We start from the raw sequence: 25,357 nt of genomic DNA, 5'->3' as shown, positions 1-25,357 counted from the left end.
ATGTCACTCGAGCATTGTATATTTTTATTTGTACCATTTAAAGGGATAGTTAATTAATGTGTGCTAAATTGTTTTGAACAACGTATGTAGGTAAGTTATGTTTGCATAGTCACAAACGCATCCTTGTCATTTCAATATATTGGATTATTCAATTTTGTAAGGAGAAATAATGAAATTTGAGCAACTATTGAGTCATTTTGATACTGGGATCTGCATCGATCAATTGCAGAAAGAATCATTATTAGACCTCGCTTTATTGTTTATTGGAGTTGATGGAAAAATAGACGATAGCGAAAAGCGTGTTGTTTATGAATGGGCAAATCAGTTGCAGTGGAACTCTACTATCGCACTTGAAGATTATTTTGAAGACAGTTTGAGCAAATCTATTTTAGCTGTGAAGCAAAATGATGTTGAGTCGTTCATTCAGCACAGGATGCATCATATTGTTGATGAGCCTATGCGTAAATTTGTCAAAGAGCTTGTCATTAAAGTTATCGAGGCTGATGGTGTCGTCGACGAAGCGGAAAAACGCGCACTTGCAGTGTTGGAAGCGGAGCTATGAACCGTAATTAATTTGAAGCGAGGCAGGGTTTTAAGTGCAACTGCCTCGGTTTAATTTATTTTGTTTCCCACTCAGGGAACGGATCAGGTAGCGTGCTCCAAAGCTGCATACCAAGTGCCATTTCTTCCTCACTTAACAAGCAGCCATTCAGTGCATCGATAATCGCTTGTTTATCGAGCTTTTGGCCGATAAATACGAGTTCTTGACGCATGTCTCCATAGGGTTCTTCCCACATATCTTGTATCGCATCAATGTACTCTGGATCGGTTGGCCACTGCTCTTGTGGGACTGCTTTCCAAAAAAGGCCCGCCACGCCATATTGTGCCATACCGCCTGCTTGATTCCAGCTACCTGCAAATTGAGGGCGTGATGCAAGCCAAAAGAAACCTTTAGAGCGTATGAGCTTACCTTTTTTGTCTTTACTGTGTAAAAAGTCATAAAATCGTTGCGGGTGAAAAGGCTTGCGTGCAGCATATACAAAACTGCTGATACCAAACTCCTCTGTTTCCGGCACATGTTCACCGCGGAGCTCTTTCAACCAACCTGGAGCTAGCTGGGCTTTCTCAAAACTGAATTTACCTGTTGCAAGGATCTGTTTGAGCGGTACTTGGCCGTTTAATACTGGGATTTGTATGGCTTCGGTATTAAGCGTACTTAAGATGCTCTGTAGACGGCGTAGCTCTGTTTCAGTGACAAGGTCGGTTTTACTGATCACAATTACATCAGCAAACTCGATTTGGTCAACTAACAAGTCAGCGACATTGCGGTGGTCGTCGTCACCTAAGCTTTCTCCCACTTCTTGTAAGTAACGGGCTTGGTCGTAGTCTTTTAAAAAGTTAAGGGCATCGACAACAGTCACCATGGTATCTAAAGTGGCAACGTTAGATAAGCTTTGACCATCTTCATCGGTAAAGGTGAATGTTTCAGCCACTGGGAGTGGCTCTGATATGCCTGTGGATTCAATAACGAGGTAGTCGTACTTACCTTCTTTGGCGAGCTGGGTGATTTCTTCGAGTAAGTCTTCTCGTAGCGTGCAGCAGATACAGCCATTACTCATTTCGACAAGCTTTTCTTCTGCGCGATTAACGCCGATTTCATTTTTAACGGTGGCGGCGTCGATATTAATTTCGCTCATATCATTAACAATAACCGCTATTTTCAGCCCATCTCGGTTATTGAGTATGTGGTTTAATAGGGTGGTTTTCCCTGCACCAAGAAAGCCGGAAAGTACTGTAACAGGTAATTTTGACGGTGTTTGTAACATAACTTGCTACCTTATTGTTACTTGCATAGTTGGTTGAATTTGTCGATTAAGATCGGATTAAATGTTCCTTCATTTCTTGGCATGCTTTGACGTCAATGCAGTATTCTGCGGTCGGTCTTGCCATCAGTCGTTGAACCCCAATGGGCTCGCCGGTTTCAAGGCAATATCCATAGGTGCCTAAACGAATGCGCTCAAGGGAAAGTTGAATTTTGGGCAGTAATTTTTGCTCTCTATCTACAATGCGCATTAGGAGTTCACATTGCTCTTCCCAAGAGGCTCGGTCGTTAAAATCTGGCAAATCTGGTTGGTTGAGCATTTCCTCTTTAGCTTCTTTTATTCGTGCTCTGGTTGTGTCGTGTAACTCGATGAGCAGGTCTTTAAAAAATGCTAACTGCTCGTCATTCATATAGTCTGATTCCGGAGCATTAATAATCTTTTCTTCAATCGCGGAGGTCATAATTGATATACCACTATTTTTGCTTATTTGTTATGTTATAACATATTTTTGTGATTTCACCATTGGAATTGCTACAGGCTTTTATGTTTAAGGGTACGACCAGCAAGATTAATCAATTAATGCAATGAATTCTCATTTGTATTTGTGTATATTGCTGTGTTATATCGTATCAAATTTAAGTTTTAACGAGATAGGTGAACCTCACATGATCAAAACGGAAGTCGTAATCGTTGGCGCAGGCCCTGCGGGACTCGGGTGTGCAGCTTTATTAAAGCAAATGGGCATTGAAGATGAAGAACTCATTGTGCTTGAGCGAGGCGAAGTGGGGGAGAGCTTTTTAAGATGGCCAGACAGCATGCGCTTTATTACTCCTTCCTTTCCTTGTAATGGCTATCACCAAACAGACTTAAACGCCATCACCCCAGATACTTCACCTGCTTTTAATGCGGGTAAAGAACATTTGAGCGGCAAAGAGTATGCAAAGTATTTAAATATGGTGGTTAACCATTACAAAATCCCAGTCACGACACAAACTGAGCTATTAGAAGTATCATCGATAGGGCCAAATGACGGGTTTTATTTGCAAACGAGCGACTCTGAGATCCAATGCAAATTTTTAATCTGGGCAGGGGGCGAATTCCAATCGCCCAGTATGAATGCTTTTAGTGGCGCAGAGCTGTGTCAGCACAATACCCATATCCGTGATTGGCAAGCATTAGAGCAGGGCCATTATGTGGTCATTGGCGGCTATGAGAGCGGAGTAGACGCCACGTTTAATTTGGCTAATTCTGCAAACAAAGTCACTTTACTCGATTGCAAGCCAAATGACGCCGATACCTATGACCCCAGCCAAGTATTATCTCCGTATACTATGGAGCGTATGAAATCGATTGCAGACAATAAAGATATTGATTTTGATGGCGAGTTTGAAGTCAGTTCAGTGTACAAAGAAGGCAATGAGTACGTTGTGCAATCTACTGATGGCAACGAGGTGCGTACGCTATTTCCACCGATTAATTGCACGGGGTTTGAGATGGACCTTGGTCCTGTATCCGATCTTTTTGTCTACCAAGACAATGGTTATCCGTGGGTCAGCGCATTTGATGAGTCAACTAAGCGTAGAAATTTATTCTTAGCAGGGCCCAGACTCTATCACGACCCAACTCTGCTTTGTTTTATCTATAAGTTCAGAGGCCGTTTTGCCGCGCCATGTAGAGTCATTGGTTCAGAGTTAGAGCTCGATATGTCGGTGATGAAGCACTATCGCCAAGCGGGTATGGTGCTTGAGGATATGGACTGTTGCAAGCAGCAGGAGTGCTTCTGCTAATGACGCAGTTTATCGATGTACAGACTTTTTACCCAGAGCAAAAGCAAAAAAATAATTGGTTATTGATTGGCAAAGAGAGCGTGGGGAAAACCGCATTCACGGAAAACTTGGTAGGTAAAAAGTCGGGTAAAAGTAACTTTCAAGGCAGTTCGTTATTTTGTAAAGAGTACACTTGGAATGGCCAAACAATCACGGACACGCCTGGTATACAAACCAGTATGGACAGCGTCGTGACCTCTCAAGTCTTGAGCCGATTAAAAACCAGTGAGCACATTATTTTGACGTTAAAGGCGTCTGATTTGCAAAGTGATTTATCAGACCTATGGCATTTGGCGAAAGGCCAAACAGGTATTGTAATTTTAACTTATTGGGATTTAGTAAAAGACAGAGCTGGCGTTCAGGAGGAGCTGGCGAGACTTCGAGAAGGTACTAATTTGGCATGGGTAACGATTGATAATCGACATATTTCAGATGCGCAACTAACAGAAATAGAGCAGGCGTTAGCGCGTCCATCTCGTTTTCCAAAAAGTGCGCCGAAGTTGTCAGCCAATTGGTCGGTAAAACCCAAGTTATTGTTTTTCGAGAAAACAGGACTTGCCCCGCTTTTATCCTTTTTATTATTGGTGCTGCCCGCTTGGCTGGCCGTAACCAATGCAAATACATTTGCCGATTGGCTGTATCCAACGATTGAGCAGCCAGTCGACTTAATTAAATCAAAGCTCTCTCATTTGCCTGAGCCCTTTAATCATATGCTGGTGGGTGATTATGGCTTGGTGTCTATGTTGCCGTTTTTAGTTTTGTACGCATTGCCAACGGTGGTTATTTTTTCGATTATCATCTCTTTGTATAAAACCACAGGGCTCATAGATAGACTGTCTTATCGTTTAGACCCAGTTATGCACAAACTCGGGTTAAGTGGTCGTGACTTGGTGCGTGTGATCATGGGATTTGGCTGCAATGTACCTGCGATAATTCAAACTCGTAATTGTTCTTGCTGCACTCGTGGCAGCTGTGTATCGGCGATATCGTTTGGCTCTGCTTGCTCATATCAATTGCCAGCCACTGTTGCGGTGTTCTCCGCTGCGGGTAAGCCCTATTTAACCTTGCCATATTTGATCATTTTGGCTGTTACAACCTGTATTTATTTGATTGTGACAACCTCTGCGGCGCAGCGAAAAGCGGCTGCCTCTCATAACTTATTGAATCGAGGCTTTTTACAACCGCCTAATTGGCGTTTTGCATTCAATGAAATGACCGATGTACTCAAGTCATTTTTCATGACGGCATTTCCGCTTTTTGTGGGGATCTGCTTAGCGGCTGGTTTTTTAGCGTGGCTTGGCTTTTTCGATGCTTTAATTGGCGTGATAGCACCATTGATGAGTGTGGTGAATTTACCTGAAAGCGCAGCTATTGCGGTGATCTTAGGGGCCATTCGTAAAGATGGTTTGGCGATTGGGTTGATTGATAGTAGTACGCAAGGGCTAAAAATCGCTGAAATCACAGACGTTCAATTGTTATGTGCCGTGTATTTGGCGGGGGTGATGTTGCCTTGTATCGTATCGCTGCTCACCATTATTCGGGAAATGCAGTGGCGCTTTGCATCTAAAATGGTACTAAGACAAGTCTCGTGGGCGGTGATGTTTACCATGTCACTATCTTGGGGGATAGGTTGGGTTTTAAGCTAATTAGTCACGCAGGTTATCGTATTTTTTCACTGTTCGGATGAGATGAGAAGTGATAAAAAATACATACATTATGCAGGGCTTTTGAATGCTTTTTGCTTGATGATCAGATTAGGGTTATGTGCTTTTTGATTACTTGTTGAATTCGCAATAGTGTTATTGGTTTATTTTGTATAGTCTAAATAAAAAATTCCACATGTTTTGGGGTTTTATTATAAAAAAGGGCACAAAATGACAATGTCGGTATTTCAATTAAGTAGTATAACCCTGTTATTTTTATCACTGAGTGGTTGCGGCGGCGGTGGTGGTGAAAGTGCGGATAATGCATCATTACCGACCAACTCTAGCGAGAATGCTGCACCACAATGCATCGCCAATTCGATTGATATCCCACGAGGCAACGGTGCAGTTGCAGTAAGTGGCTTATTGCAATGCAGTGATGCGGATGGTGATGCTCTGAGTTATGAGCCAAGTACAATTCAAAGTGATGGGCTTGGATCTGGAGCGTATGCTCAAACCATTACTATCTCCGATGGCCAAGGTGGGCAAACGCAAGTGGAGTTGCCATATCAAATCACAAACCAAGCACCGAGCTGTTTGCAAAGCAGTCAGCCTAACGTGTCTCTATCCCAGTCAAGCTTGATTGTTAGTAGTTATTTATCTTGCAATGATAGCAATGGTGATAGCCTTATTTTTACACCGCAATCTATTGATACCTCTGAGCAAGCTGCAGGTGAATATACTCAGAAAATAAGCTACAGCGACGGTGAACTCAGTACCACGCTAGATTTCAAATACACGCTCAGCGGTGATGTGCAAACAGAACTAACACGTTGTGAACTTATTCGCCAATCAGTGGCGATGTCTCCTGAAAATGATGTTGTTGTAACCTGTGATGATAGTTATGCCTATATCACCTCGGATACTTACCCAAGTCATGACTTGATGAACGGTATAAAGGCGACAAATGAACAGATCCCTGTCCCTGCGCTTGGATATGCAGCGCCAATCAAACTGGAGCCGCAACCTGCGGCCAACCCCACAACGATAGATGCAGCGCTTGGTGTGGCAATAAATGGGGTGCCCATTTATGACTATTCAGCTGCGGGCGAACTCGATTTGTTTAACCACGACCCAAGTGTCGATACGGTTGCGCTTGGCCAATTAGATAATTGCGGTGGTCATGCGGGCAGAGGAGATGATTATCACTATCATGCTGCACCGACTTGCATGATGGATGCGATGGAAACGCTCAACGACGATACCATAATTGGCTGGGGGTATGATGGTTATCCGCTCTATGGTTTTAACAACCCAGATGGCAGTGCTATCTCGCAAGGCGATTTAGAGCTGTGTAATGGCATTGCTGATGACACGTTTGGCTATCGATATCATTTATCGACTGCGCCACCTTATGTGCTTCAGTGCTTAGTGGGTGAAGTGGACACTCGTGATTTACCACGCGTAGCGCCATTGAGTGGTGGCGCGGATCGCTCAGATCTAAGACCGCCTGCGGGGGATGTGCAAAACTTGACACATACTGTGGATGCGGATGGAAAGCGAACGATGCGTTATGACTATCAAGGTGAGAACTATTATGTCACTTACTCATCCAGTAAAGACAAAGCGAATTGCTATGAATTTGAAATGAAAGCTATTTCTAATAATGGAGCTATTCAAACTGGGACATACTGCCGATGAGCCTGTTTAAACACTTTTTATCTTTTACTATTTATACTGTGATGCTGTGCACAAGTGCCATAACCCACGCACATGCACTGAAAGAAACCACCGCCACGATAACAGTGCGAAGCGGTCAAATAGATGTGCTGGTCAATACGGATTTTAGTTATTGGTTGAGTTTATTACACAATAATGAAGCTTGGTTGCTCGGAGATACTGAGCTGGTATTGCAAGATGGGCAAACAGAGCAAGTAAAACGTAAAAAGCTTCAGGAGCTCGTGCGTACTCATACTAAAATACAGGCTAATGGTGCGTTACTAAGCTGTCAGCTAAATGAATTCCCCGCAAAGCTTAACCAGCTTCACAAAGGGCATCACAGCCGCGCTTATTTTAGACTTGGCTGCGTATCGCCCCATCAGCAGTTAAGTGCAGTCTCTTTGGTACTGCCAAAGTCGCTGGGTCGTGTTTACACCAGTTTAGTGCAACCAAAGCAGCAGCTGATTGGCGCAGGGGAAAAAGCAGAATTTAAATTATAAGTAGTACAAGATTGTGTGTTATTTGCTTGTTTTATATTTATATGTATTTTTTAGAAATATTATATTTAAAATTAAAGCTCTTATAGTAATAAAGTTTTTTATTGTTTATTTTGCAATTGTATGGTTGTTTATTACGGTAATTGGATGGTAGTCATTCAAAATAATAATATGGATGAGCTGTACGAGATGCTAAATGATGAAATTAAAATAGATACACCGGGTTGGTTTAAAGTTTTGCATTTGAGTGCAATGTGTATTATCTCTATGTTACTTGCAACCTCTTTGTATATGGGGATCTTGAGTGATCTTAAGCTCACTTTTACCGAAGCACTTAAAGCACTTTTTTACTCATATCTCGTGTTCACAGTGTTTATGAACATAAAATGCTTAAAGTACTACAATGCACATTTTGTTATCAAAAACAATAAAATCAATGTTTATAACAAAGGAGTGGTTACCCAGTATGCTCCGCAGGAACTGGAATTTGAACAGTACTCGATGTCCGGTGTGTATAAAGTGAAAACAACAAAAGGACAGATACTATCCATCATGCATAGTTGGTTACCAGGTAGTCAGATATTGGTGTCAATGATTGGGCAAAGCCGATAAACCTCGTTATTAATTTAACTTGTCAGTCATGGTGTGCGATACGGGCTTTTAATATGCTGACAAAACTGCGTGAAACCGGAATGTCTGTATCCGTGCCTGCAAGTCGTACGAAATGTTTGCGTGCTTGATATCTAAGTTCTATGAGCCGTTTGGCATTGATGATATAGCTTCGGTGCAGTCGATAAAATTGCGAGTCTGGTAGTTGTGCCTCAAACCCATCTAGGGTTTTTTCTGAGATGATGGTCGCTGTGTTGTGCATGTGTGTACCCGATTGAGTTAAATGTACTCGACGATAGCGGCCAATGCTTTCAATATAATTGATATGGTCAAATTCAATGACTTTTTGCGCAGCATGATCGCTGAGGATAAGGCGTTCAGTGGATTTATGAGCGTGATAGTGCGTATGTTGAGTTGTAATTTTATTGATACTTTTTACGATGAGCTCTGGCCTTGCAGGTTTGACCAAATAGTCAATGGCCTTGGTATCAAAGGCTTTGAGGGCATAATGCTCATAAGCAGTCATAAAAATCAGCTGATAGTTTATATCTTGGGTCGCTTTGGCAACATCAAAGCCATTTAGTTCAGGCATTTCAATATCAAGAAAGACGAGATCAGGGCGTTTTATAATGATTTGCTCTATGGCGGATTTACCATCTGATGCTTCGCCAATAATTGTGAGGTCATCAAAACCCTCGATCACATCCTTTAAATTTTGTCTTGCAGCGGGCTCGTCGTCGATAATGATCACAGTTTTTGTATTCATAGTTGCTCAATGTAATGCTGGTATTTGAATAAACGCACTGGTGCCTTCATGACTGGATTTTAACGCAAATGTGGCTTGGCTTTGATAGTGTAATTTGAGGGTTTCTGTTGCGATGCGCAGCCCTTCAGCTTGTACAACTTGGCTGTCATCAAATTGATCGCCGGTATCTTGCACTTCAATATGTAGGTTTGAGTGCTTTTTTTCAATAATGATACTGATGTGGCCCGCCTTAGCGTAGGGCGCAATGCCATATTTTACCGCGTTTTCGACAATCGGCAACAAAAGTAAAGAGGGGACAGGCTGTTGTTCTAACTCGCTGTGGCAATCAATATCAAAGGTAAGCCTATCGGCAAAGCGTTTTTGCTGCAAAACTAGATACAACTCAGCCAGTTTTAGCTCTTGTTCAAGGGGAATAAATTGCTGTTTGGCCTGCTGCATGGCTTCTCGCAATAGGTCACTCAAATCGTAAATTAGCGCTTTGGCTTTTTGTGGGTGGTGTGTTACTTCGCTGGCGATGAGGTTCAGAGTATTAAACAAAAAATGCGGGTTAGATTGCATTTTCAGTATCTGTAGTTCTGCTTTTTGTGTTTGTAGCTGAGACTGAAAGTGATAAGTTTGCTGTTTAAACATGAGCATCACCGCAATGTAAACCAAGGTTTCAAGTAACATAATGACAATAGGTAAAAAAGTCACTTGAGGGGCAGCGCTGTTGATGGGCAAGTTCACAATAGGGCCAATCAGCGCATAGAATACAATGATTACAAATGGTCTAAATAGCCAAACATTATGGCGCAGATTTACAGTAAAAAGCCGCGCTAAAACAGGCTCTAAGATATTAAATAAAAGATAACCTGCGCAAAACCCGCTCCAAACCTTGAATGTTGCCTGTGCAAATAACTGCAGTGTGAAGGCATCAAGGGCAAGTAGTACACATGACAGCAGCAAGATATTGAACCAAGGCCAAATGAGTAAAAATATCCAAGCTTGCGTTTTTCTTTTACTATAAAGCCCAATTTGGCTCGGTGGCATATCTAATTTATCCACTAAGTATTCCAGCAATTATCGAGATGTTTAATGGTACAAGCAAACCCGTTTTGATGATACGCCGCGAAAACACCATTGATACAGACTTTTACACCATCTGCACACAACTGACTACGCGACTGCTTTTTGCGGTGATATTCCTATGTCTAACACGACAAGCAATTGTCAGCTAAGGCATAAGGAAAAACAAATATGATTTATAACATTCTAGATAAGCAGTTTAAATTGAGGCACTCTGCGGTGGCTTTGCAAAAAGTACTTGGGGTGTGCTTGCTAAGTAGCTTATTAGTGGCATGCAGTGATAACGATGATGAAGTCGTCACAGTTGAAGAAACCGCCGCTCAAGCACCCGTTGAGACGAGACCTGTCACTGGTCCATTAAGTGAAGCGTGTTTAGAGGCGGATATTAACACGTTGACCACAGCTAAAGGCATAGAGTTTATTAGAACCCCAGCCTCCTGTTTTGATGGCTTACCTGATTATGATTTTTCAACCAATTATGTAGAGCTAGAAGGACTAAGAATGCACTATGTTGATGAAGGACCAAAAGAGGGAGAAGTTGTACTTATGCTTCATGGTCAGCCGAGCTGGTCATATTTATATCGTAAAATGATCCCTATCTTAGCGAATGCAGGTTATCGAGTGATTGCTTTAGATAACATGGGCATGGGCAAATCGGATAAACCTTTAAATACGGCAGTGCATCAATATGAGCATCATGTGGCTTGGACTAAGGCATTTATTGATCAGCTACAGCTCACAGATATCAATTTGTTTGTGCAAGACTGGGGTAGCCTTATCGGGCTGAGAATAGCAGGTAATATGTCTGAGCGGTTTGCCAGAATTGTTGTCGCTAATGGTGATATGCCAATTATCCCGACAGGCAGTAACCCTTATCAGTTACCAAGCTTTGAGATTGATGAATCAATCACTGCAGATGCCAGCTCGTTTTTTGATTCTCGTTCGAGCGATCGTGTCGAAGGGTTTCAGCAGTGGATTAATTATGCAGCCAGTGTGCCTGAGTTAATGGCGGGTGATGTGGTTCAAAAGCTCTCAGCAATTGAGTTAAGCGATTCGGAAGTCACAGCATACAACGCGCCGTATCCAAATGTGCAGTATAAAGCGGCGATTCGCGCATTTCCGTCCATGTTATCAGGGATTGAGATGCAAACGTTATCTGCGTGGCAAACATTAGGGGCTTATCACAATCCATTTATGTTTAACGCTGGTGAATACGATACGGGGCTTGGGAGCGAATCTAACCAACAAAAATGGGTTAACCATGTTCCGGGGGCTGATGGCGCTGACCATCGCCGTTTTCCTGCAGGGCATTTTATTCAGGATGATGTGGGGGAAGACTTGGCGCTGCATTTTTTAGCGTTTATGCAATCGACCAAAGTGCAAGAGCCGCTTGTCACAGGGGGGCCAAGCTACAACATGCGCTACTGTGAAATTTTATTGCCTTATCAGCAAAACGGCAAAGTCGTTGCGCAAGTGTGGGGCACCCCAGGGGTTGATATGTGCCGTCAAGCACATTGGGATGCCATTGATTTTGATGAAGTTGCACTGCAATACGATGCGCTGAGTGCAATACCAAATGGTCCGCGTTTTTTTGTGGTGGACGAAAGCCGAGGTGGTGACACAATTACACTGGATGCAGATACTGAATTTCGTCAATTTGGTGATGTAAAAATGCGCCTGCTTACCACTGCTGATATAAGCGCTGCTGGCGGTGAGCAAGCTCCGTACGTTGCCGGTGAAGTATCTAGAAGTAATACTTGGCACTTTTATCAAGGCAGACGTGTTTATGAAATTACAGACGACACTGGCCAAGTTTATGTAATGCAATCATTTAGCCGTATTTCGGATGCGTCATTGCAAATGGATGATTTAGCGAATTTAGGAGAGCGACTAAAGTTACCAGAGGGCTGGTACTATTCAAGCCGTATACTGACTGAGCCATTGGATGTCACGGCTATTAACGGTATAGCGTATGTACTGCAAGATGAATTGGGCAATAGTTATCAGCTGGTACAGTAATAGCACTTGTTGCCTCGCCAGTGTGCGAGGTGACGAATATGAGTCGATTATGATTTTTTTTGTTTTCTAAAAAGCCGTTTTGTAGCATTCCAGCTTTGCCAGCCGATAAATAAGAGTCCACCAAAGAGAAAAGAATAAATCGCAAATGTGGCTACTTTGACAATAAACACGATAAGTAAAATAAAAAATAGCGTTAGACCAATAAGAAGCTTTGGAGATCTGGCAAGGTATTTTGCTAGTAAAAGAGGTAAAAACAGCTTTAAAAATCGCTCTATCCTATGAGCCTTCATAATGTCACATCCTTGAAATCTGGTTGAATAGTAAAAACACACCCTAAAGTACCAGTTTAATGAAGGTTAGACAAATTTTCATAGCCATCGTTCTGATAAAAATTGTCAAATTTAAATACTTTATTGTAATTGCAAGCACCAAGTTTATAAATAGAAAATCAATTTTTATAATGGTTATATACTCTATCATCGCTGAGTTAGCGGTGCATAATCGGTGTAGTGACGATGCCAATTCTGGCATCGTGTGGTCTTGATATTATAGGTTGAAGGTTCCTAAATGCTCAGTTGAAAAAAGGGAGAACCTCTTTATTTGAAAGGTGCACTTTATAACACGGATGAGTGCTCCACAGGCCGTCTGTTTTACGTGTTTCATAGTCAACGCTAAAAGCGACTATCTTCTTATCTGTGCTTTGTAATTGAGACGCTATATCGCAATATCGAACATAAATATCGCTCAAAGCTTCAAAGAATTTACCGCTGGTGATCGGCTTGTTAGATATGAGTTCATGATTTTGTTGAGTCAATTGCTCTAACGTATCTTCAGCATTGCATTGCCCAATTTTAGCCTTGATAGCTGGTTTGGATTTTTCCATGTGAAGCTCCTTTTTGTCCCATTATGTTTTACACTTAGTTTACATCTCAAGGGGCCGTATATTCAAGGCTGCAAGCGTGAAATATGATGAGGTATTGATCTTGAGCAGGGTCATATTTGTTCTTTAACTCAAAGGCAGTTAGTGAATAGGCGCAATGTTTTTCACATTTTAGGAATTGAATGTTAGCGATAAGGGGTATTCTATATTGTTTTATCTAGCGTTGGTTTAGGTGTCGTTAAAAAGTAAGTTTGAGTGTGCCTTCAAGTAGCGTACTCACATTATTACTGGATTAACACTGTTCGGGTTAATCGATTCTACAGCCCGCATCAGCGGGAGCATGACAACATTTTTTGTTGTTAGCGGCACACCTTATTGTTTATGCGTAACTCTACGCTTATGTGAAGTTTACCCCGTAACTGGAAGCATTATTCTACTCTCTAAACCTTTATCACTTGAAAGTAACTTTAAGTTCTTTGTAATTTTTAATTTGATTGGTGTTTTTATGACTTAGTTTCATGCTTTATATAATATGGAAATTGAGAGTATATGGTTTTAGCTAAGTTATTTTTAGTTTTTAGTAATTTATTAGTGGGCTGAATGGTTTATATATTAAGCTTGTTAATAATTGATTTTTTACTCACAGAGCGATGTATAAGGGCTAGTAGACTTTTTGCATAAATGCGTTTAACGCTAAACTCAAAGTAGTACTATAAGACCCTTTTGTTTAAGTCGCTTTGCATGTATGTTTACTCAATCACTGAACTTATGCGCCTTTGAGTGTTTAAACATCATGCCAGAGCCTTTTAAAAATGTTTTTGACTTAGACCTAGTGCACAACATGGCACGTCACTTTCAACGTATTTATCCTGATTTCGCTTATGACGCGTTTATACAAGAGGTTAGTCTTGATTTTGATAGCCTTGAGTTTAAGCAGCGCAGTAACCGAATTTTTGATGTTATGGAGGTGTATTTACCGCAAGATTTTGAGCAAGCGGCACGTATTATTGAGTTGTCGTTAGGTGATCAAATTGAAGGCGAGTGGAGTTCTACTACAAGCAATGAAAATGGTATTTCTGGTTGGGCTGTTTTGCCGATGGCCGACTATGTCGCTAAAAGGGGCAGAGCACATTTTAAATACGCGATGCACTTGCTAAAAGCACTAACAAAACGAAATACTGCAGAATTTGCGATAAGGTATTTTTTGGAAGCAGAGCCTGAGCGCACTTTAGCAGTGATGAAAGCATGGGCGCTTGATGACAATATTGACGTAAGAAGGCTTGCAAGTGAAGGGTGTCGTCCAAGGCTTCCTTGGGGCTTGCGTTTAAAAACGTTTGTTAATGATCCTGAGCCTGTTATTGAGCTGTTATCACTACTCAAAGATGATCCCAGTGAATATGTAAGACGCTCTGTAGCAAATAATTTGAATGATATCGCTAAGGACCACCCAGATAGAGTATGCGAAGTGGCCATCGAGTGGTTACAAAATGCAAGCCCTGAGCGAGTTGCGCTTATTAAGCATGGTTGTCGCACTTTAGTTAAAAAAGGCCATATAGGTACTTTAGAGGCGCTTGGTTATAAACCGGCTCAGTTATCAAATATTAAATTAAGTACTTCATCACCTATACTTAAATTTGGCGCACATATCGAATTAATAGCGAACATTGAGAGCGACAATGATAGTACGCAGTCACTTATGATTGACTATATTGTGCACCATCAAAAAGCTAATGGTTCAACATCACCAAAAGTATTTAAATGGAAAACTTTAGAGTTAGCCCCAAAAAGCCAAATTTCGCTTAAAAAGCGTCATACAATTAAGCCAATTACAACTCGTGTTTATTACCCAGGCGTACATAAAGTTGAATTGCAGATAAATGGTAAAGTGGTTGCAGATACTCAGTTCGATTTGCAGATGTCAAACTATGGTTTATGAACTCGCCGCTGGCATGCATTACTAAGCGTTTAGTTTTAAGAAATAATGGCCAATTGGGTTAAATCAATGGTTGTTGCTATGGCTGTCGTATTTTTAAGCTGTGAGTGCAATGAATTATTTTAAAGAGAGCTATTTTTATGACGCTATTAATTTTATGTAATATGATAAAATTTCAATATTATAAATAACTTATAAAACAGATACCTAAATATTTGGAGATATAATTTAAACTTTTTAAGCTTGCATTGTGCACATTAATTGAACACAGTCTTGAATGGATAAGCGGCGTACTTTACTGCTTATCGAAATAAAAAGAATGTAATTTAACGACAGGACTTATTATGAAGCTTAACAAAGTAAACTTAAAACAACTAAGCAGCACTAAAAATTTAAACGACAAGCAAACACGTCAAATTGGAGGCGGTGCTTCAGCTTATAGTCGAGACTTTGGCGCTTGTTATACAGCCCCAGTATTTTGTCCAACAGCTCAAATTTGCTAATTGAGCTAAGCCCAGTTTCGCTGGGCTATATTTTACTATTCAATTGAATTGAACCATCGTAAACTCCCATGCACCACCTTGTATAAAAAGTATTTTTTCGTCCACACAAGTGAGACTTTAAGTAGTTATTGAGATGAATTCACCTTTTGAACTGTTTGGTTTAACTCTGAGCACAAGCATTGTTTTGTCTTTTCTTCCTGCCTTGTTAGCGATTTGTGCTGTGACGTTGGCTATGCAGCGTATTGCACTTGTTTTAACCTCGATTTCGCTTCTATTCGCTTATCGTTTTGGTATTGTTGAGACCCATGGAGTTATTGGGGTCCTAAGTTTATTTTTAATGAGCTATGGATTTAATTACTTTAAACGAAGTGGAGTTCGTTGGCTGCTCGGTTCAGGCATATTTGTTGTTTCTATCTTATTTTTTGTTCATGCATTCCCTGGGTTTAATAATCCATTAGTGATTGAATCTTATTTAGTGAGCGAAAACGCAGTACCGTTTTCTAAACATTTAAATTTTGACAAACTGATGGTGGCCATTGCGCTTATGTCACTTGTGGTACCAAGCATTCGCGATAGCCGTAACAAAGATATGAGTAAGGTTGTAATTGTATCAACCTTGGTGATTTTATCTGGATTAGCTGGTGGTGTTTTGTCTGGTTTAGTTGAGTGGGACCCAAAACTGAGCCCCATATTGATGGGCTGGGTAGTCACTAACTTATTTATCACTTGTTATGCAGAAGAAGCTTTTTTCAGAGGGTTTATACAAACTCAAATGCACAGGGCTTTTCAAAATTTAAGATATCAAAAAGCGCTTACGATAGCTTGTTCAGGTGCTTTGTTTGGTGTTGTGCACTTCCCTGCAGGGGTTGCATATACCTTAATTGCGACGCTATTGGGAGTAGGCTGTGCTTATGGTTATCAAAAAACTAATAATGTTCTAGTGCCTATCTATATACACTTTGTGTTTAATCTCATGCATTTTTGCTTTTTTACTTATCCGTTTTTAGCTTAATCTATTTGTGGTTTTTGATGCCTGTTGCCCTTTACCATTTTGGTATTTGGGCAATAACAATTTGACAAGTCATTTATATATGTTTTAGCGCTGATAGATAACAATGGCTTTTTTTTGGCCGTTTACTATTTGCTCATCGAAAAACATCTTACTACTGCCTTGCGCTGCTAACATCAATGGATGCAAGTTAATGTTGTCTCGTTCTAGTGAAAATTCAACTCGACAGCTATCACTGCGGCACTCTTGTTCGCTGATATACACTGAGTCCTCAAATGCACTACGTAATGCTGTTTCTACATCTTGAAGAGCAGAGGTCATTTTCGCATCCCAAGTCGAGTCAACGCTTTGGCTGTAAAACGTGTTTTCAGCTTGCATAAACTCCTGACGTGCATTGCTATCTGATATTGCTGCTTGCAGCTGTGCTTCCGTATTAGGCCGAGTCAAAGGCTGAGTAGATGATGCTGTTTGAGGTTCAATTTGATTTAGCCGATTCTCTAAGGTAGTAAGTCGGTTATTCATATTATTTAAGGTATTGAGCAATGCCGTTTGTGTTTCAATCAATGAATCTATATTACTTTTCACTGATGTCGAGTCATAATAATTTACGTTTTTAGGTGATTGCTTATCATTTGTATTTGATTCGACTGTAGACTCTAAGCTACTTTTTCCACTGCTGTATGAGGCGAGCGATTGATTATCTGTTTTTAAGTAACTAATGGTGAAGAAGATTGTGATGACTGCCGTGAAAAAAATACTGACAATAATTTTCATAGTGAAATTACCTTAAGATTTTATTATATAGGTATTATTAAGGTTTAATTTAAAGTAGTTAGTATATATGATTTGCATTAAAAGTGAGCGCGCCAATTAGCACACTCACATTTTATATATCATAAACTATATTATTTATACTTAGAATGTACCAGGCTCTAGCCCTTTAGGGTAAAGCTGATACATATACAGCTCATCGCCAAGGCTTAAGCGACAAGCAAAGCCATAATATCCATTTGTATTTGAGCGTGTTGACCTGACGTATAAAGTACGTTTACCTGTTTGATTAGAAAAGTCAGTATCTGAAAATCTCACATTACCAAATAAATCATAAGCCGTTAAACTACAGGCTGTAGTACCACTAAAGCTTGGTATTTGGCTGTTTTGACTGCCAAAGCTGAGTCCTACTTCCTTATCTAAAATAAATGCTTCAACACCGGGTGTTGGGGTGTTAGTTGGTAAGACGCAGGAGATAATTGTAAGGTCAGAGGTAGCTCTTAAGCCACCAGAGCCATTTGAGATCCCGCCACTTCCTGCTGTTTCAGTGCTACCGACTAGGGTGTTGCAGGCAGAGTTTGCTGCGAATACATCAACTGCCGCAAAAGACGGAGTGGCAAATACAGCTAATCCCGAGAATGAAAGTGCTTTTAGTAAGTTATTCTTTATTTTTATCATTTTTAAAATCCTTGTTTGATTTTTATTGCCAATGACCTGTTGGTTTTCATTAGCAATCCTATTTACGGTAGTTGCGTTTATGTGGATCAGTTTTTGATAAAATAAATGTAAATTCATTGCTGTTTTAATTTGGGGGGTATTAATTTATTTATATTATATTTTTTTGTGGATCAAGGGGGCAATCACATTGATAAGTGAGTATTTTTTGTCTTTTCTATATTTTTTTCAAAGCAATTAATAATGTAACTGTAAATCGCTCACCTGTTGTCTTAAGCTTTAATTCTCCTTGATGTGCTGCGGCAATGGCATTCACTAACGTTAAGCCCAACCCAAGCCCATCACTGTTGTTGGTATTTGAGCCTCTAATGAATCGACTTGTCAAATTATTGATTTCCTTCTGATCTATAGGCTTACAAGCATTTTGGATTGAAATTATTAATGTGTGCTCGTTGATGTCTGCTGAAAGTTTAATATCAGACTCATCCGGTGAATACTTGATGGCGTTATCCAAAAGGTTTAAAACGGCTTGGAAAATTAAACTCTTGTCTACATGGGCCTGTATTGGTTTGGTATTTATCTGCAAGTTTTGCTTTTTCAACTCGGCTATTGGTGACAATAAATCAACCGAATCAGTGATAATTTCATTAATATCAGATAATTCTTTTATCAGCCGCGCATTGCCGGTTTCCAAGCGCGAGATCCGCAGTATGGAGTTAAATACATCTGTCGCTTTTTCGGCACTATTTTTTAAAATTACATACTCGTCATAAGGAATATCTAATGCTTCTATCTGATGGGTGAGTTGGGTCAAAGGGGTTTTTAACTCATGTGCTAAGGTGTTAGACATATTACTTATATCGCAGACTTTGGCTTCAATAGTTGCAAAGGTCTGGTTTAATTGCTTTGCTAGACGATTAAACTCGTTGTTATCGTCATTGACAGGGATCCTTTTGGATAAATCTCCAGTTTTGCTGATGGATTCTGAGATAAGGTTAATTTTGTTTATTTTTTGATAGATTTTGCGTGATATATACAATGTCGATAGTAAAAATGTACTGATGATAAGCGCTGTAATTAATAAACTAAGAGATAAGTAATCACTTACTTTTTCAGCAACCTCAGTTGCTTTGTTTGCAGGCTTTAATAGCTTTTCTTCTATCACTACATAATTATCAAGCTCTAAATAGACCAGAGTGAGTTTTTTACCTGCGGACGGGTTTATATTGAATGTGACATATAACTTATCTGAGCTAATGAGTTCAGCAGCTTTAATGACTTCTTGCTGTAACCACACAGAAGTTGAAAAACGTGTTATCTCATCAAGTGCAAGAAACTTAAAACTTATCCATTTTGAGTCTTGATTGAGGTATTGTTTCAACGCGAAAGGGCCGTCTTTTATATATTTTTGGCGTAACTCACAATAAGGACAGTCGGGGACCAATATATTTTTAATATGTACGTTTTGCTGTGATTCAATTTCTTTATAGATTGGAAAAAGCATGACTAGAGTTACAGCGCAGAGACAGACATAAGCTGTAGCGAGTCTGCCGATATAGCTATTCATGATTTGCTTTTTCCAAAGTGTACCCAACACCTCGTAGTGTTTTGATCACACATTGCGTGCTTACCGATTCTATTTTTTTTCTCAGGTTACTTATGTGTACATCAATCACGTTTGTATGTGTGTCAAAGTTATAGCCCCATACTTTTTCCATTAACATAGTACGAGAGAAAGCTCTACTGGGTTGCCGAATAAGGGCTTCTAATAAGCTAAATTCTTTGTTCTTCAGCTCGATAATTGAACTATTAACGCTTACTTCACGAGTAATTAAGTTCAGTGTGATGTCTTGAAATTCAAGTGTAGTTGAGTCGTTAACCTGTGACGCTTTGGGGCGATTTGCCAAGATGTTCACTCTGGCTGCTAGCTCGCTGAACGCAAATGGCTTAACCAAATAATCGTCAGCACCGGAGGTTAAACCATTTACTCGTTCATCTACATCCGATAAAGCAGATAGAATGATAATTGGCACGGAATTGTTTATAGCTCTGAGCCCTTTGATAATGGCTAAGCCATCAAGTTCTGGCAGCATTCTGTCGACAATACACACATCAAATGGGTGCTCTACAGCAAGTGTAAATCCGGTTCTGCCATTATCGGCCCACTCAACATTGTGGCCCGCTTCTCTAAACCCTTTGGATATATACTGGGCGATTGGCTTATCATCTTCGATTAATAAAATATTCATGCTTTATATTTTTATATGTATTTCCAGATTAAACTAACACTATGCTGTAAATCTCTAATTTCTTATTATGTGGCATACAGTTTACTCGTTATTTTTTGCTTGAGCAGGAGCACTTAGCAGCTTTTCAATGTTTACTTTCTGATTTATATAATGTGCCATATTAGGGTCTTTATTCGCTTTGGCAATATCTAAGCCTATTGAGTTTTGCTTTTTTGCGGCTTTATATGAACCAGCGGCAATATAGCTCTCGCTGAGCTTGTAGTGCGCATAGGCTGATTTGGGCTGCTGCTTTACCCACAGCTTTCCTAATTCGATGGCTTCATCAAAGCGGCCTTCTTTACGTAACATTCTCGTTACTGAGCGAAGGCTATTCGCGTTTCTAGTCAGGTTTGAATACGGTCTAACTTCGAAGCCAACATAATCACTTAGCACTTTATAATGTTGCATTAGTTGCTGCGTAACCGTCCCATTTTCTGGGTTTTCACGCATGTGATTAAGTATTGTACTTGAGTCAAACTTTGCACGCGGAAAAACCAGATCAAGCGCGGATAGTAGTCCTGTAACAGCCATTGGGTAATGGCCATAGTTTTCAATGTGCTCAGCCTTTACTTTAAAGTTTTTAAATGTTTTTAGGGCATCAGTTAGCGCTTCGATATTTTTGTGTTGAGCGGGGTGTTTTTTGGCCTCTCGCATAGATGAGGCGACGTACAAAAAACCTTCATGTTTTGGTCGTTTATTTAATGTTTCTACCAAACTGTCTATCAAGGTTTTTTCAGGTGTGTACCCCATGCCAATAACATCTGTTGCAGCGAACATAAAGTGCGCATTAAATAACTCTGGTTGGGAGATTAAGCTATGCATAGCAAAGCTTGCAGTGGGCGACATGCTTACTAACGTTTTAAAATGATTGGTTCTATAGCGTTCGTTAATAAATGGTATAAGTTCGTCTTTTAGAAAGCTAAGGTAATGGTCTGCCCCGTTATCATCAGACCAGAACGCTTTCTCTTTCGGGTTCTCTGCCCAGCCACTGTCACTGCTGTAGAGTTGTGGTGTTATCCCTTTAACATAGTTTTGGTCGATGGAAACCACTATCGCTTCTGGCATTGAAGCAGTTTGGCTAAGGTGCCTAACTACGCCCCCGACCAATTCAGAAAGCGTCCAGCCGTCAAGGGTGTATATAACAGGATAACGGACATTGTTAGCTCCTAAGTCGTAATCTTTAGGTAGATATATATCTATCTTCTGGCGGCTCTCTAGTATCTCTGAAAAAAAGTGAAATTTAATCACTCCATTAGCGCAGTCTTTACAATATTCAACGCGATCAGTAGAGTGATTCGCTTCAACGTAAGGTGAAAGTATCAGTGTGAATACGATAAAGGGTACACTTAAAAAACGTTTTAGACAGGTCATCTTGTTCACTGTGTTTGTTCAAGTTGCGTTTTATGCTAAATACCAAAAATTAAATATTGTTATTTAAAACATTAAATCTATTTAATGTCTCTTCATGTAGGCTTAATAAGATATGGATAGCTCGTTTTTGTGTAGAAACCAACCGAAGTCTTGGTGTGGAATAAATGTGAGTTGGATGTAAGCTTTTTCTCTTTTATATTTATTTACAGACACAAAATCAGTAGTGAATAGAACACCTAGTTTAGCACTGTAATCCGAATGGCCATTCATTGCGCATAAGAATGTAATCGAGTAGGGGGAAATAAAAAAGCCTGTACAATGAATCGCTGTAAAGGCTTTTTATTGTTTAAGATAAGATATTTACTGCTGAATACGGCGAATACTTAAGTTATCGCCACCATTACTGCTCACTTGCTGAACTAGGCTGACACCGGCGACATCAAGCACATGTAAGGTTTCAAGCGTATGAGCTGTTTCTGCATCTTTAGAGGTTTCTTCAGCTAACACGTAAAAGTGCTCGCCAATTTGGCCACCATTATGATCAATATCGGCACTAAATAAGTTGTAGCCTTTTGCGCCAGCATGGGTGTCGAGTGTACCGGTTGAACCTGTACTTGGGACAATCGCAATGTAGGACACCACTTCGGTAGTATGGCCTTCATTTAACGTATCTTGCTCAAAGAATGCGGCTTTAAACCCTGTTGTTGAAATGTCTTTTACGCGCGTTGCAATAGTGTGGCCACCTTCATAGGTTTGCACTTGTAAAAATACATAAGGGTTAGCAGAGAATGTTTGTTCAAAGCTGATGTTATCAAAGCTTTTAGTGCCATCTAACTCAAAACTGCCTACTTCTAATACGGTGCCATCGGCCATCGTATAGCGGCCTTGTTCCAGTACCATGTAATCAAATGACTCTTTATTAGGGTGCACTTGATCTAGATAATTCCATTCTTTAAATGCCACTTCGAATGAAGTTGGTGACACATTTTGTAAGCGGTTTACACCACCATGGCCACCATTAAAAGTAGGCGCTGAGGTGAATACAGCGGGCGCAAAAAAGTTTGTACTGCCAAAGCCATAGGTGCGCCACGTATGATCCAAGTCGTTCACAATGGTGTTGGAAAGCAAAGTAATTTTATTGTCTAACGCGCAAGGATCTTGGGTATAGCAAGCAACTGAGCTGTCGGTATTGGTCGCCAAATCGTTAATACGCAGTGGTAAAGTCGCCACTAAACACGTACCCCCCGTGTTTGGATTAAGCTTATAAAGTTCAGATTGATTTTTATGACCATGATCATTTATAACGGTACGGCTAATGAGCATGTCGCCATTTTGCGCAAGGGTCGCGCCTGTTACAGCAATCAAGTTATGGTCAGACAGCTTGCTCATACTGTAGTTTTGAGGATCGCTACGATCAATCAAGTACACAGCACTCGAAGTGACTAAATATAGTGTTTCATCTTTAATTACTAGGTCACCGCGATACTCACCTTCAACACCATCAAAGTGCATTAAGGTTGTTGCATTGCCGTTTGATTTGTCAATGCTGTATAGCTTGGTGTAGCTATTCGCTAACAGTTGGTCGTTTTGCGCATCATACGTCATACCAATCAAAGACTTGGTTATACCGTCTACTCTGTGATGTGTTTTGGTTTCAAAATCGTAGTACGCTAAGCGATTGTACTTAAATCGATCACCCTGAACAGGGATCTGTGCGAGCACTTCTGCGGGCGCATCTAGTTCACTTAAATCCACTTTATATTCAAATGGCATTGGTGAAGAGGTGTAGTACATACGTTTAAGCGTTGAGTCATAAGCCATCGCCGATGAACTAAACTCAGCCATAGACAATGCTTTGGCGGTCTTGTCTTGCTCTTGCAAGCTAAATAGTACTCCTGGCGCACCGCGACCAGAGTTAATAGAAAATAACTCGCCTTCACAGCTGTTTGCATTGGCAAAGGTTGAAACTGTTGTTGTAGAAAGAGCAAAAATAGAAAGTAATGTGTGTGACATCTTAAGCATAATTAGAACCCTAATACATATCCTAAATTAATAAAATGACACAAAGAAATGACACATAATTTTAAGCTATGTGGGCCTTTATCCTGAAAGGTGAGTGCATCCATTATAACTTTGTAACCTGCGAAGACTATGCCCAGTTATTGCACATAACGCAAATGATACAGCGAGTCACTTTCATAAACGGTCTTTATAGAAGGGTTAGCGGTTAAGGTGTGCCGATGGTGGGTAAATATCTGAAAATAAAAATATGATACGTTTCATCAATTAATCCTTATATTTATAGAGGCTTATAAGTTGTAAATGATACATATAGACAACTCATCAGTCACGAACTGTATTAAAAATATTCAATAGTCCTTTTTTCTACTGTGTGGTAAATGTACTAATGATTTTTTACTTTATGGAGAGAGAATGGAAAATACAGCTTTATCAATTGTGACAATGGGCATAACTGGTGTTTTGGGTGCATTAATATTGTATTTTGTGGTTAAGGTTGCTTTGGTTGCCATCTTCAATAGCGCAGAGCCTTTTTTTACACATGCTATTTCTATCGCTATTTTTGTTGTCGGGCTAATGTCGTATCACGGATTTTCACTAAATCCGTTTGCAGGAGCGTCTAGCATGGGGGATATTGCAAACGGTATTACTTATGCTATGCATGTATTCGTACTGATAGCTGGTTGGATCGGAGGTATTCGCCTGACTAACCTAATAGATAATTAAAAGCGAAAAAGCGGAAGGGTGCAGTCTCCGCCTATATTCTGAACCTATTACGTAACGCAAGGCCTATTAGAAATACGAGCGCTATAGATGTGAGTGATTGGAACCAAGACAGTAAGAAAATATGATCAGGGATTTTGTCTGTACTTTCAAAAAGGCGCGTTGCAAATTCTGTACGGCCAGCCCTCGAACTTGGTATTAAATGCAGCATTTGTGAGAAAGAGTAATATATAGAGTCAGTAAAAGATGGGTTTTTAACAGTGCTGCTTAAATAGTGAATAGGAGAACAAAGCAACCCAATAGTGGCAATACTTACAAGTGGTCTTTGTATACTCCGCCCGTAATCTCCAAGTTTTTGAAATAGAAACTCAGTAAAAAGAGCTCTCTTAGATGTTGTTTCAATCCATCGACTACTTTTCATTTCCTCAATATGTAAGTCTAAAGCAAGCTTATGGTGTTTATTACTCTCAGCCAGCTCTTTAAGGCGTCTTAGTCGGTCTATATCCTGTCTGTCGGCGGCTGTGGCTTTGCTAAGCCAAGGGAGTTTTCTAGACAGTTTTTTGGAGAGTTTTAATGCACTCTTGATTTGAGAATATTTGAGCCTTGAGCCAAACCAAAGTTCTTTTAATATGATTAGACACTTAGGTATTAAATAGCTCTTATGAGTTAGTTTATTTGAAACAGTAAAATGACTCAAACTAAGCTGGTGTGATAGCTTGGTGTTAGTGAAATCAGGCACGCAATTAAAACTATTGCCGTCTAAGCTGACAGGACCGTCAAACGTGGCAAACTTGAACGTTAAGGACTTGATGTGTTCCGTTCTAGTAGCATTCATAAAATTGAATTGGCCAGATAATTTTATGGACTCGAAGTCAACGTTACCCTCACCAAATCGTGCATTGAAGAAGTTAACGTCACCCTCACCAAATTGTACATTGAAGAAGTCAACGTCACCCTCACCAAACTGTGCTCTGGAGAAGTTAACGTCACCCTCACCAAATCGTGCACCTGTGAAGTTAACGTTACCCTTACCAAATCGTGCACCTTTGAAGTTAACGTTACCCTCACCAAATGGTACATTGAAGAAGTTAACGTCACCCTCACCAAATCGTGCATTGAAGAAGTTAACGTCACCCTCACCAAATTGTACATTGAAGAAGTCAACGTCACCCTCACCAAACTGTGCTCTGGAGAAGTTAACGTCACCCTCACCAAATC

24 protein-coding genes are annotated in these 25,357 nt (G+C 40.3%); 11 read left to right on the top strand and 13 right to left on the bottom strand.

The window, feature by feature from the left end:
* Positions 1-169: 169 nt before the first annotated feature.
* The gene (locus QNM16_RS21935) at positions 170-562 is read left to right on the top strand and encodes a tellurite resistance TerB family protein (protein WP_284022419.1); all 393 of its coding nucleotides are present in this window, start codon (positions 170-172) and stop codon (positions 560-562) included.
* A 55-nt stretch (positions 563-617) separates the two neighbouring features.
* Here the strand turns inward: QNM16_RS21935 and zigA are convergent, their stop codons facing one another.
* A complete protein-coding gene (gene zigA, locus QNM16_RS21930; protein WP_284022418.1) occupies positions 618-1,826 on the bottom strand; it encodes a zinc metallochaperone GTPase ZigA in 1,209 nt (402 codons plus the stop codon).
* 46 nt (positions 1,827-1,872) lie between these two features.
* On the bottom strand, positions 1,873-2,283 hold the full coding sequence (locus QNM16_RS21925; RefSeq protein ID WP_284022417.1) for a TraR/DksA family transcriptional regulator: 411 nt from the start codon (positions 2,281-2,283) through the stop codon (positions 1,873-1,875).
* 205 nt (positions 2,284-2,488) lie between these two features.
* Here QNM16_RS21925 and QNM16_RS21920 point away from each other — a divergent pair, with 205 nt between their 5' ends.
* The 5 genes from QNM16_RS21920 to QNM16_RS21900 all read left to right on the top strand — a co-directional run bounded on the left by QNM16_RS21920 (position 2,489) and on the right by QNM16_RS21900 (position 8,120).
* Positions 2,489-3,610 (top strand): NAD(P)/FAD-dependent oxidoreductase, encoded by a 1,122-nt coding sequence (locus QNM16_RS21920; protein WP_284022416.1) that lies wholly within the window; start codon positions 2,489-2,491, stop codon positions 3,608-3,610.
* Positions 3,610-5,295: a nucleoside recognition domain-containing protein gene (locus tag QNM16_RS21915; RefSeq protein ID WP_284022415.1), complete on the top strand. Its 1,686-nt coding sequence runs from the start codon at positions 3,610-3,612 to the stop codon at positions 5,293-5,295. The genes QNM16_RS21920 and QNM16_RS21915 overlap by 1 nt, the downstream gene beginning before the upstream one ends.
* 228 nt (positions 5,296-5,523) lie before the next feature.
* A complete protein-coding gene (locus QNM16_RS21910) occupies positions 5,524-6,993 on the top strand; it encodes a YHYH protein (protein ID WP_284022414.1) in 1,470 nt (489 codons plus the stop codon).
* Positions 6,990-7,511 (top strand): hypothetical protein, encoded by a 522-nt coding sequence (locus QNM16_RS21905; protein ID WP_284022413.1) that lies wholly within the window; start codon positions 6,990-6,992, stop codon positions 7,509-7,511. Before QNM16_RS21910 ends, QNM16_RS21905 begins: the two co-directional genes overlap by 4 nt.
* 144 nt (positions 7,512-7,655) lie before the next feature.
* The gene (locus QNM16_RS21900; protein ID WP_284022412.1) at positions 7,656-8,120 is read left to right on the top strand and encodes a hypothetical protein; all 465 of its coding nucleotides are present in this window, start codon (positions 7,656-7,658) and stop codon (positions 8,118-8,120) included.
* Positions 8,121-8,142: 22 nt separating this feature from the next.
* Here the strand turns inward: QNM16_RS21900 and QNM16_RS21895 are convergent, their stop codons facing one another.
* Both QNM16_RS21895 and QNM16_RS21890 read right to left on the bottom strand, forming a co-directional pair.
* Positions 8,143-8,883: a LytR/AlgR family response regulator transcription factor gene (locus tag QNM16_RS21895; protein ID WP_284022411.1), complete on the bottom strand. Its 741-nt coding sequence runs from the start codon at positions 8,881-8,883 to the stop codon at positions 8,143-8,145.
* Between the two features lie 6 nt (positions 8,884-8,889).
* Positions 8,890-9,927 (bottom strand): sensor histidine kinase, encoded by a 1,038-nt coding sequence (locus tag QNM16_RS21890; RefSeq protein ID WP_284022410.1) that lies wholly within the window; start codon positions 9,925-9,927, stop codon positions 8,890-8,892.
* 192 nt (positions 9,928-10,119) lie between these two features.
* On the opposite strand from QNM16_RS21890, the gene QNM16_RS21885 reads away from it, so the two are divergent.
* Positions 10,120-11,967 (top strand): haloalkane dehalogenase, encoded by a 1,848-nt coding sequence (locus QNM16_RS21885; RefSeq protein WP_284022409.1) that lies wholly within the window; start codon positions 10,120-10,122, stop codon positions 11,965-11,967.
* A gap of 47 nt (positions 11,968-12,014) precedes the next feature.
* On the opposite strand, the gene QNM16_RS21880 is transcribed toward QNM16_RS21885, so the two are convergent.
* On the bottom strand, positions 12,015-12,257 hold the full coding sequence (locus QNM16_RS21880) for a hypothetical protein (protein ID WP_284022408.1): 243 nt from the start codon (positions 12,255-12,257) through the stop codon (positions 12,015-12,017).
* 281 nt (positions 12,258-12,538) lie between these two features.
* Positions 12,539-12,850, bottom strand: coding sequence for a hypothetical protein (locus tag QNM16_RS21875; protein ID WP_284022407.1), 312 nt, complete (start codon positions 12,848-12,850; stop codon positions 12,539-12,541).
* A gap of 742 nt (positions 12,851-13,592) precedes the next feature.
* On the opposite strand from QNM16_RS21875, the gene QNM16_RS21870 reads away from it, so the two are divergent.
* From QNM16_RS21870 to QNM16_RS21860, 3 genes are all read left to right on the top strand, one after another.
* Positions 13,593-14,783: a DNA alkylation repair protein gene (locus tag QNM16_RS21870; RefSeq protein WP_284022406.1), complete on the top strand. Its 1,191-nt coding sequence runs from the start codon at positions 13,593-13,595 to the stop codon at positions 14,781-14,783.
* Between the two features lie 341 nt (positions 14,784-15,124).
* Positions 15,125-15,283, top strand: coding sequence for a hypothetical protein (locus tag QNM16_RS21865; protein ID WP_284022405.1), 159 nt, complete (start codon positions 15,125-15,127; stop codon positions 15,281-15,283).
* A 133-nt stretch (positions 15,284-15,416) separates the two neighbouring features.
* Entirely contained in the window at positions 15,417-16,295 is an 879-nt protein-coding gene (locus QNM16_RS21860; RefSeq protein WP_284022404.1) for a CPBP family intramembrane glutamic endopeptidase, read from the top strand.
* Positions 16,296-16,379: 84 nt separating this feature from the next.
* Here QNM16_RS21860 and QNM16_RS21855 read toward each other — a convergent pair whose 3' ends face one another.
* The 6 genes from QNM16_RS21855 to QNM16_RS21830 form a co-directional block, all read right to left on the bottom strand.
* Positions 16,380-17,066, bottom strand: a complete 687-nt coding sequence (locus tag QNM16_RS21855; RefSeq protein ID WP_284022403.1) for a hypothetical protein — start codon at positions 17,064-17,066, stop codon at positions 16,380-16,382.
* 141 nt (positions 17,067-17,207) lie between these two features.
* Positions 17,208-17,741, bottom strand: coding sequence for a hypothetical protein (locus QNM16_RS21850; RefSeq protein ID WP_284022402.1), 534 nt, complete (start codon positions 17,739-17,741; stop codon positions 17,208-17,210).
* A 214-nt stretch (positions 17,742-17,955) separates the two neighbouring features.
* Positions 17,956-19,305, bottom strand: coding sequence for a HAMP domain-containing sensor histidine kinase (locus QNM16_RS21845; protein WP_284022401.1), 1,350 nt, complete (start codon positions 19,303-19,305; stop codon positions 17,956-17,958).
* Positions 19,298-19,987, bottom strand: a complete 690-nt coding sequence (locus QNM16_RS21840; RefSeq protein ID WP_284022400.1) for a response regulator transcription factor — start codon at positions 19,985-19,987, stop codon at positions 19,298-19,300. Before QNM16_RS21840 ends, QNM16_RS21845 begins: the two co-directional genes overlap by 8 nt.
* Positions 19,988-20,068: 81 nt before the next feature.
* Complete coding sequence (locus QNM16_RS21835) at positions 20,069-21,397, bottom strand: alpha/beta hydrolase-fold protein (protein ID WP_284022399.1); 1,329 nt, start codon at positions 21,395-21,397, stop codon at positions 20,069-20,071.
* Between the two features lie 360 nt (positions 21,398-21,757).
* Entirely contained in the window at positions 21,758-23,419 is a 1,662-nt protein-coding gene (locus QNM16_RS21830) for an H-type lectin domain-containing protein (protein ID WP_284022398.1), read from the bottom strand.
* Positions 23,420-23,830: 411 nt separating this feature from the next.
* Between QNM16_RS21830 and QNM16_RS21825 the strand changes: the two genes are divergently transcribed.
* Entirely contained in the window at positions 23,831-24,142 is a 312-nt protein-coding gene (locus tag QNM16_RS21825) for a hypothetical protein (RefSeq protein WP_284022397.1), read from the top strand.
* A gap of 31 nt (positions 24,143-24,173) precedes the next feature.
* On the opposite strand, the gene QNM16_RS21820 is transcribed toward QNM16_RS21825, so the two are convergent.
* On the bottom strand, positions 24,174-25,357 hold a 1,184-nt coding region (locus QNM16_RS21820), incomplete at its 5' end, for a pentapeptide repeat-containing protein (protein WP_284022396.1).

The sequence above is a fragment of the Pseudoalteromonas umbrosa genome (assembly GCF_030125375.1).
In the GTDB taxonomy this organism is placed as follows: domain Bacteria; phylum Pseudomonadota; class Gammaproteobacteria; order Enterobacterales; family Alteromonadaceae; genus Pseudoalteromonas; species Pseudoalteromonas umbrosa.
This window is presented reverse-complemented; position numbering and strand designations above follow the sequence as displayed.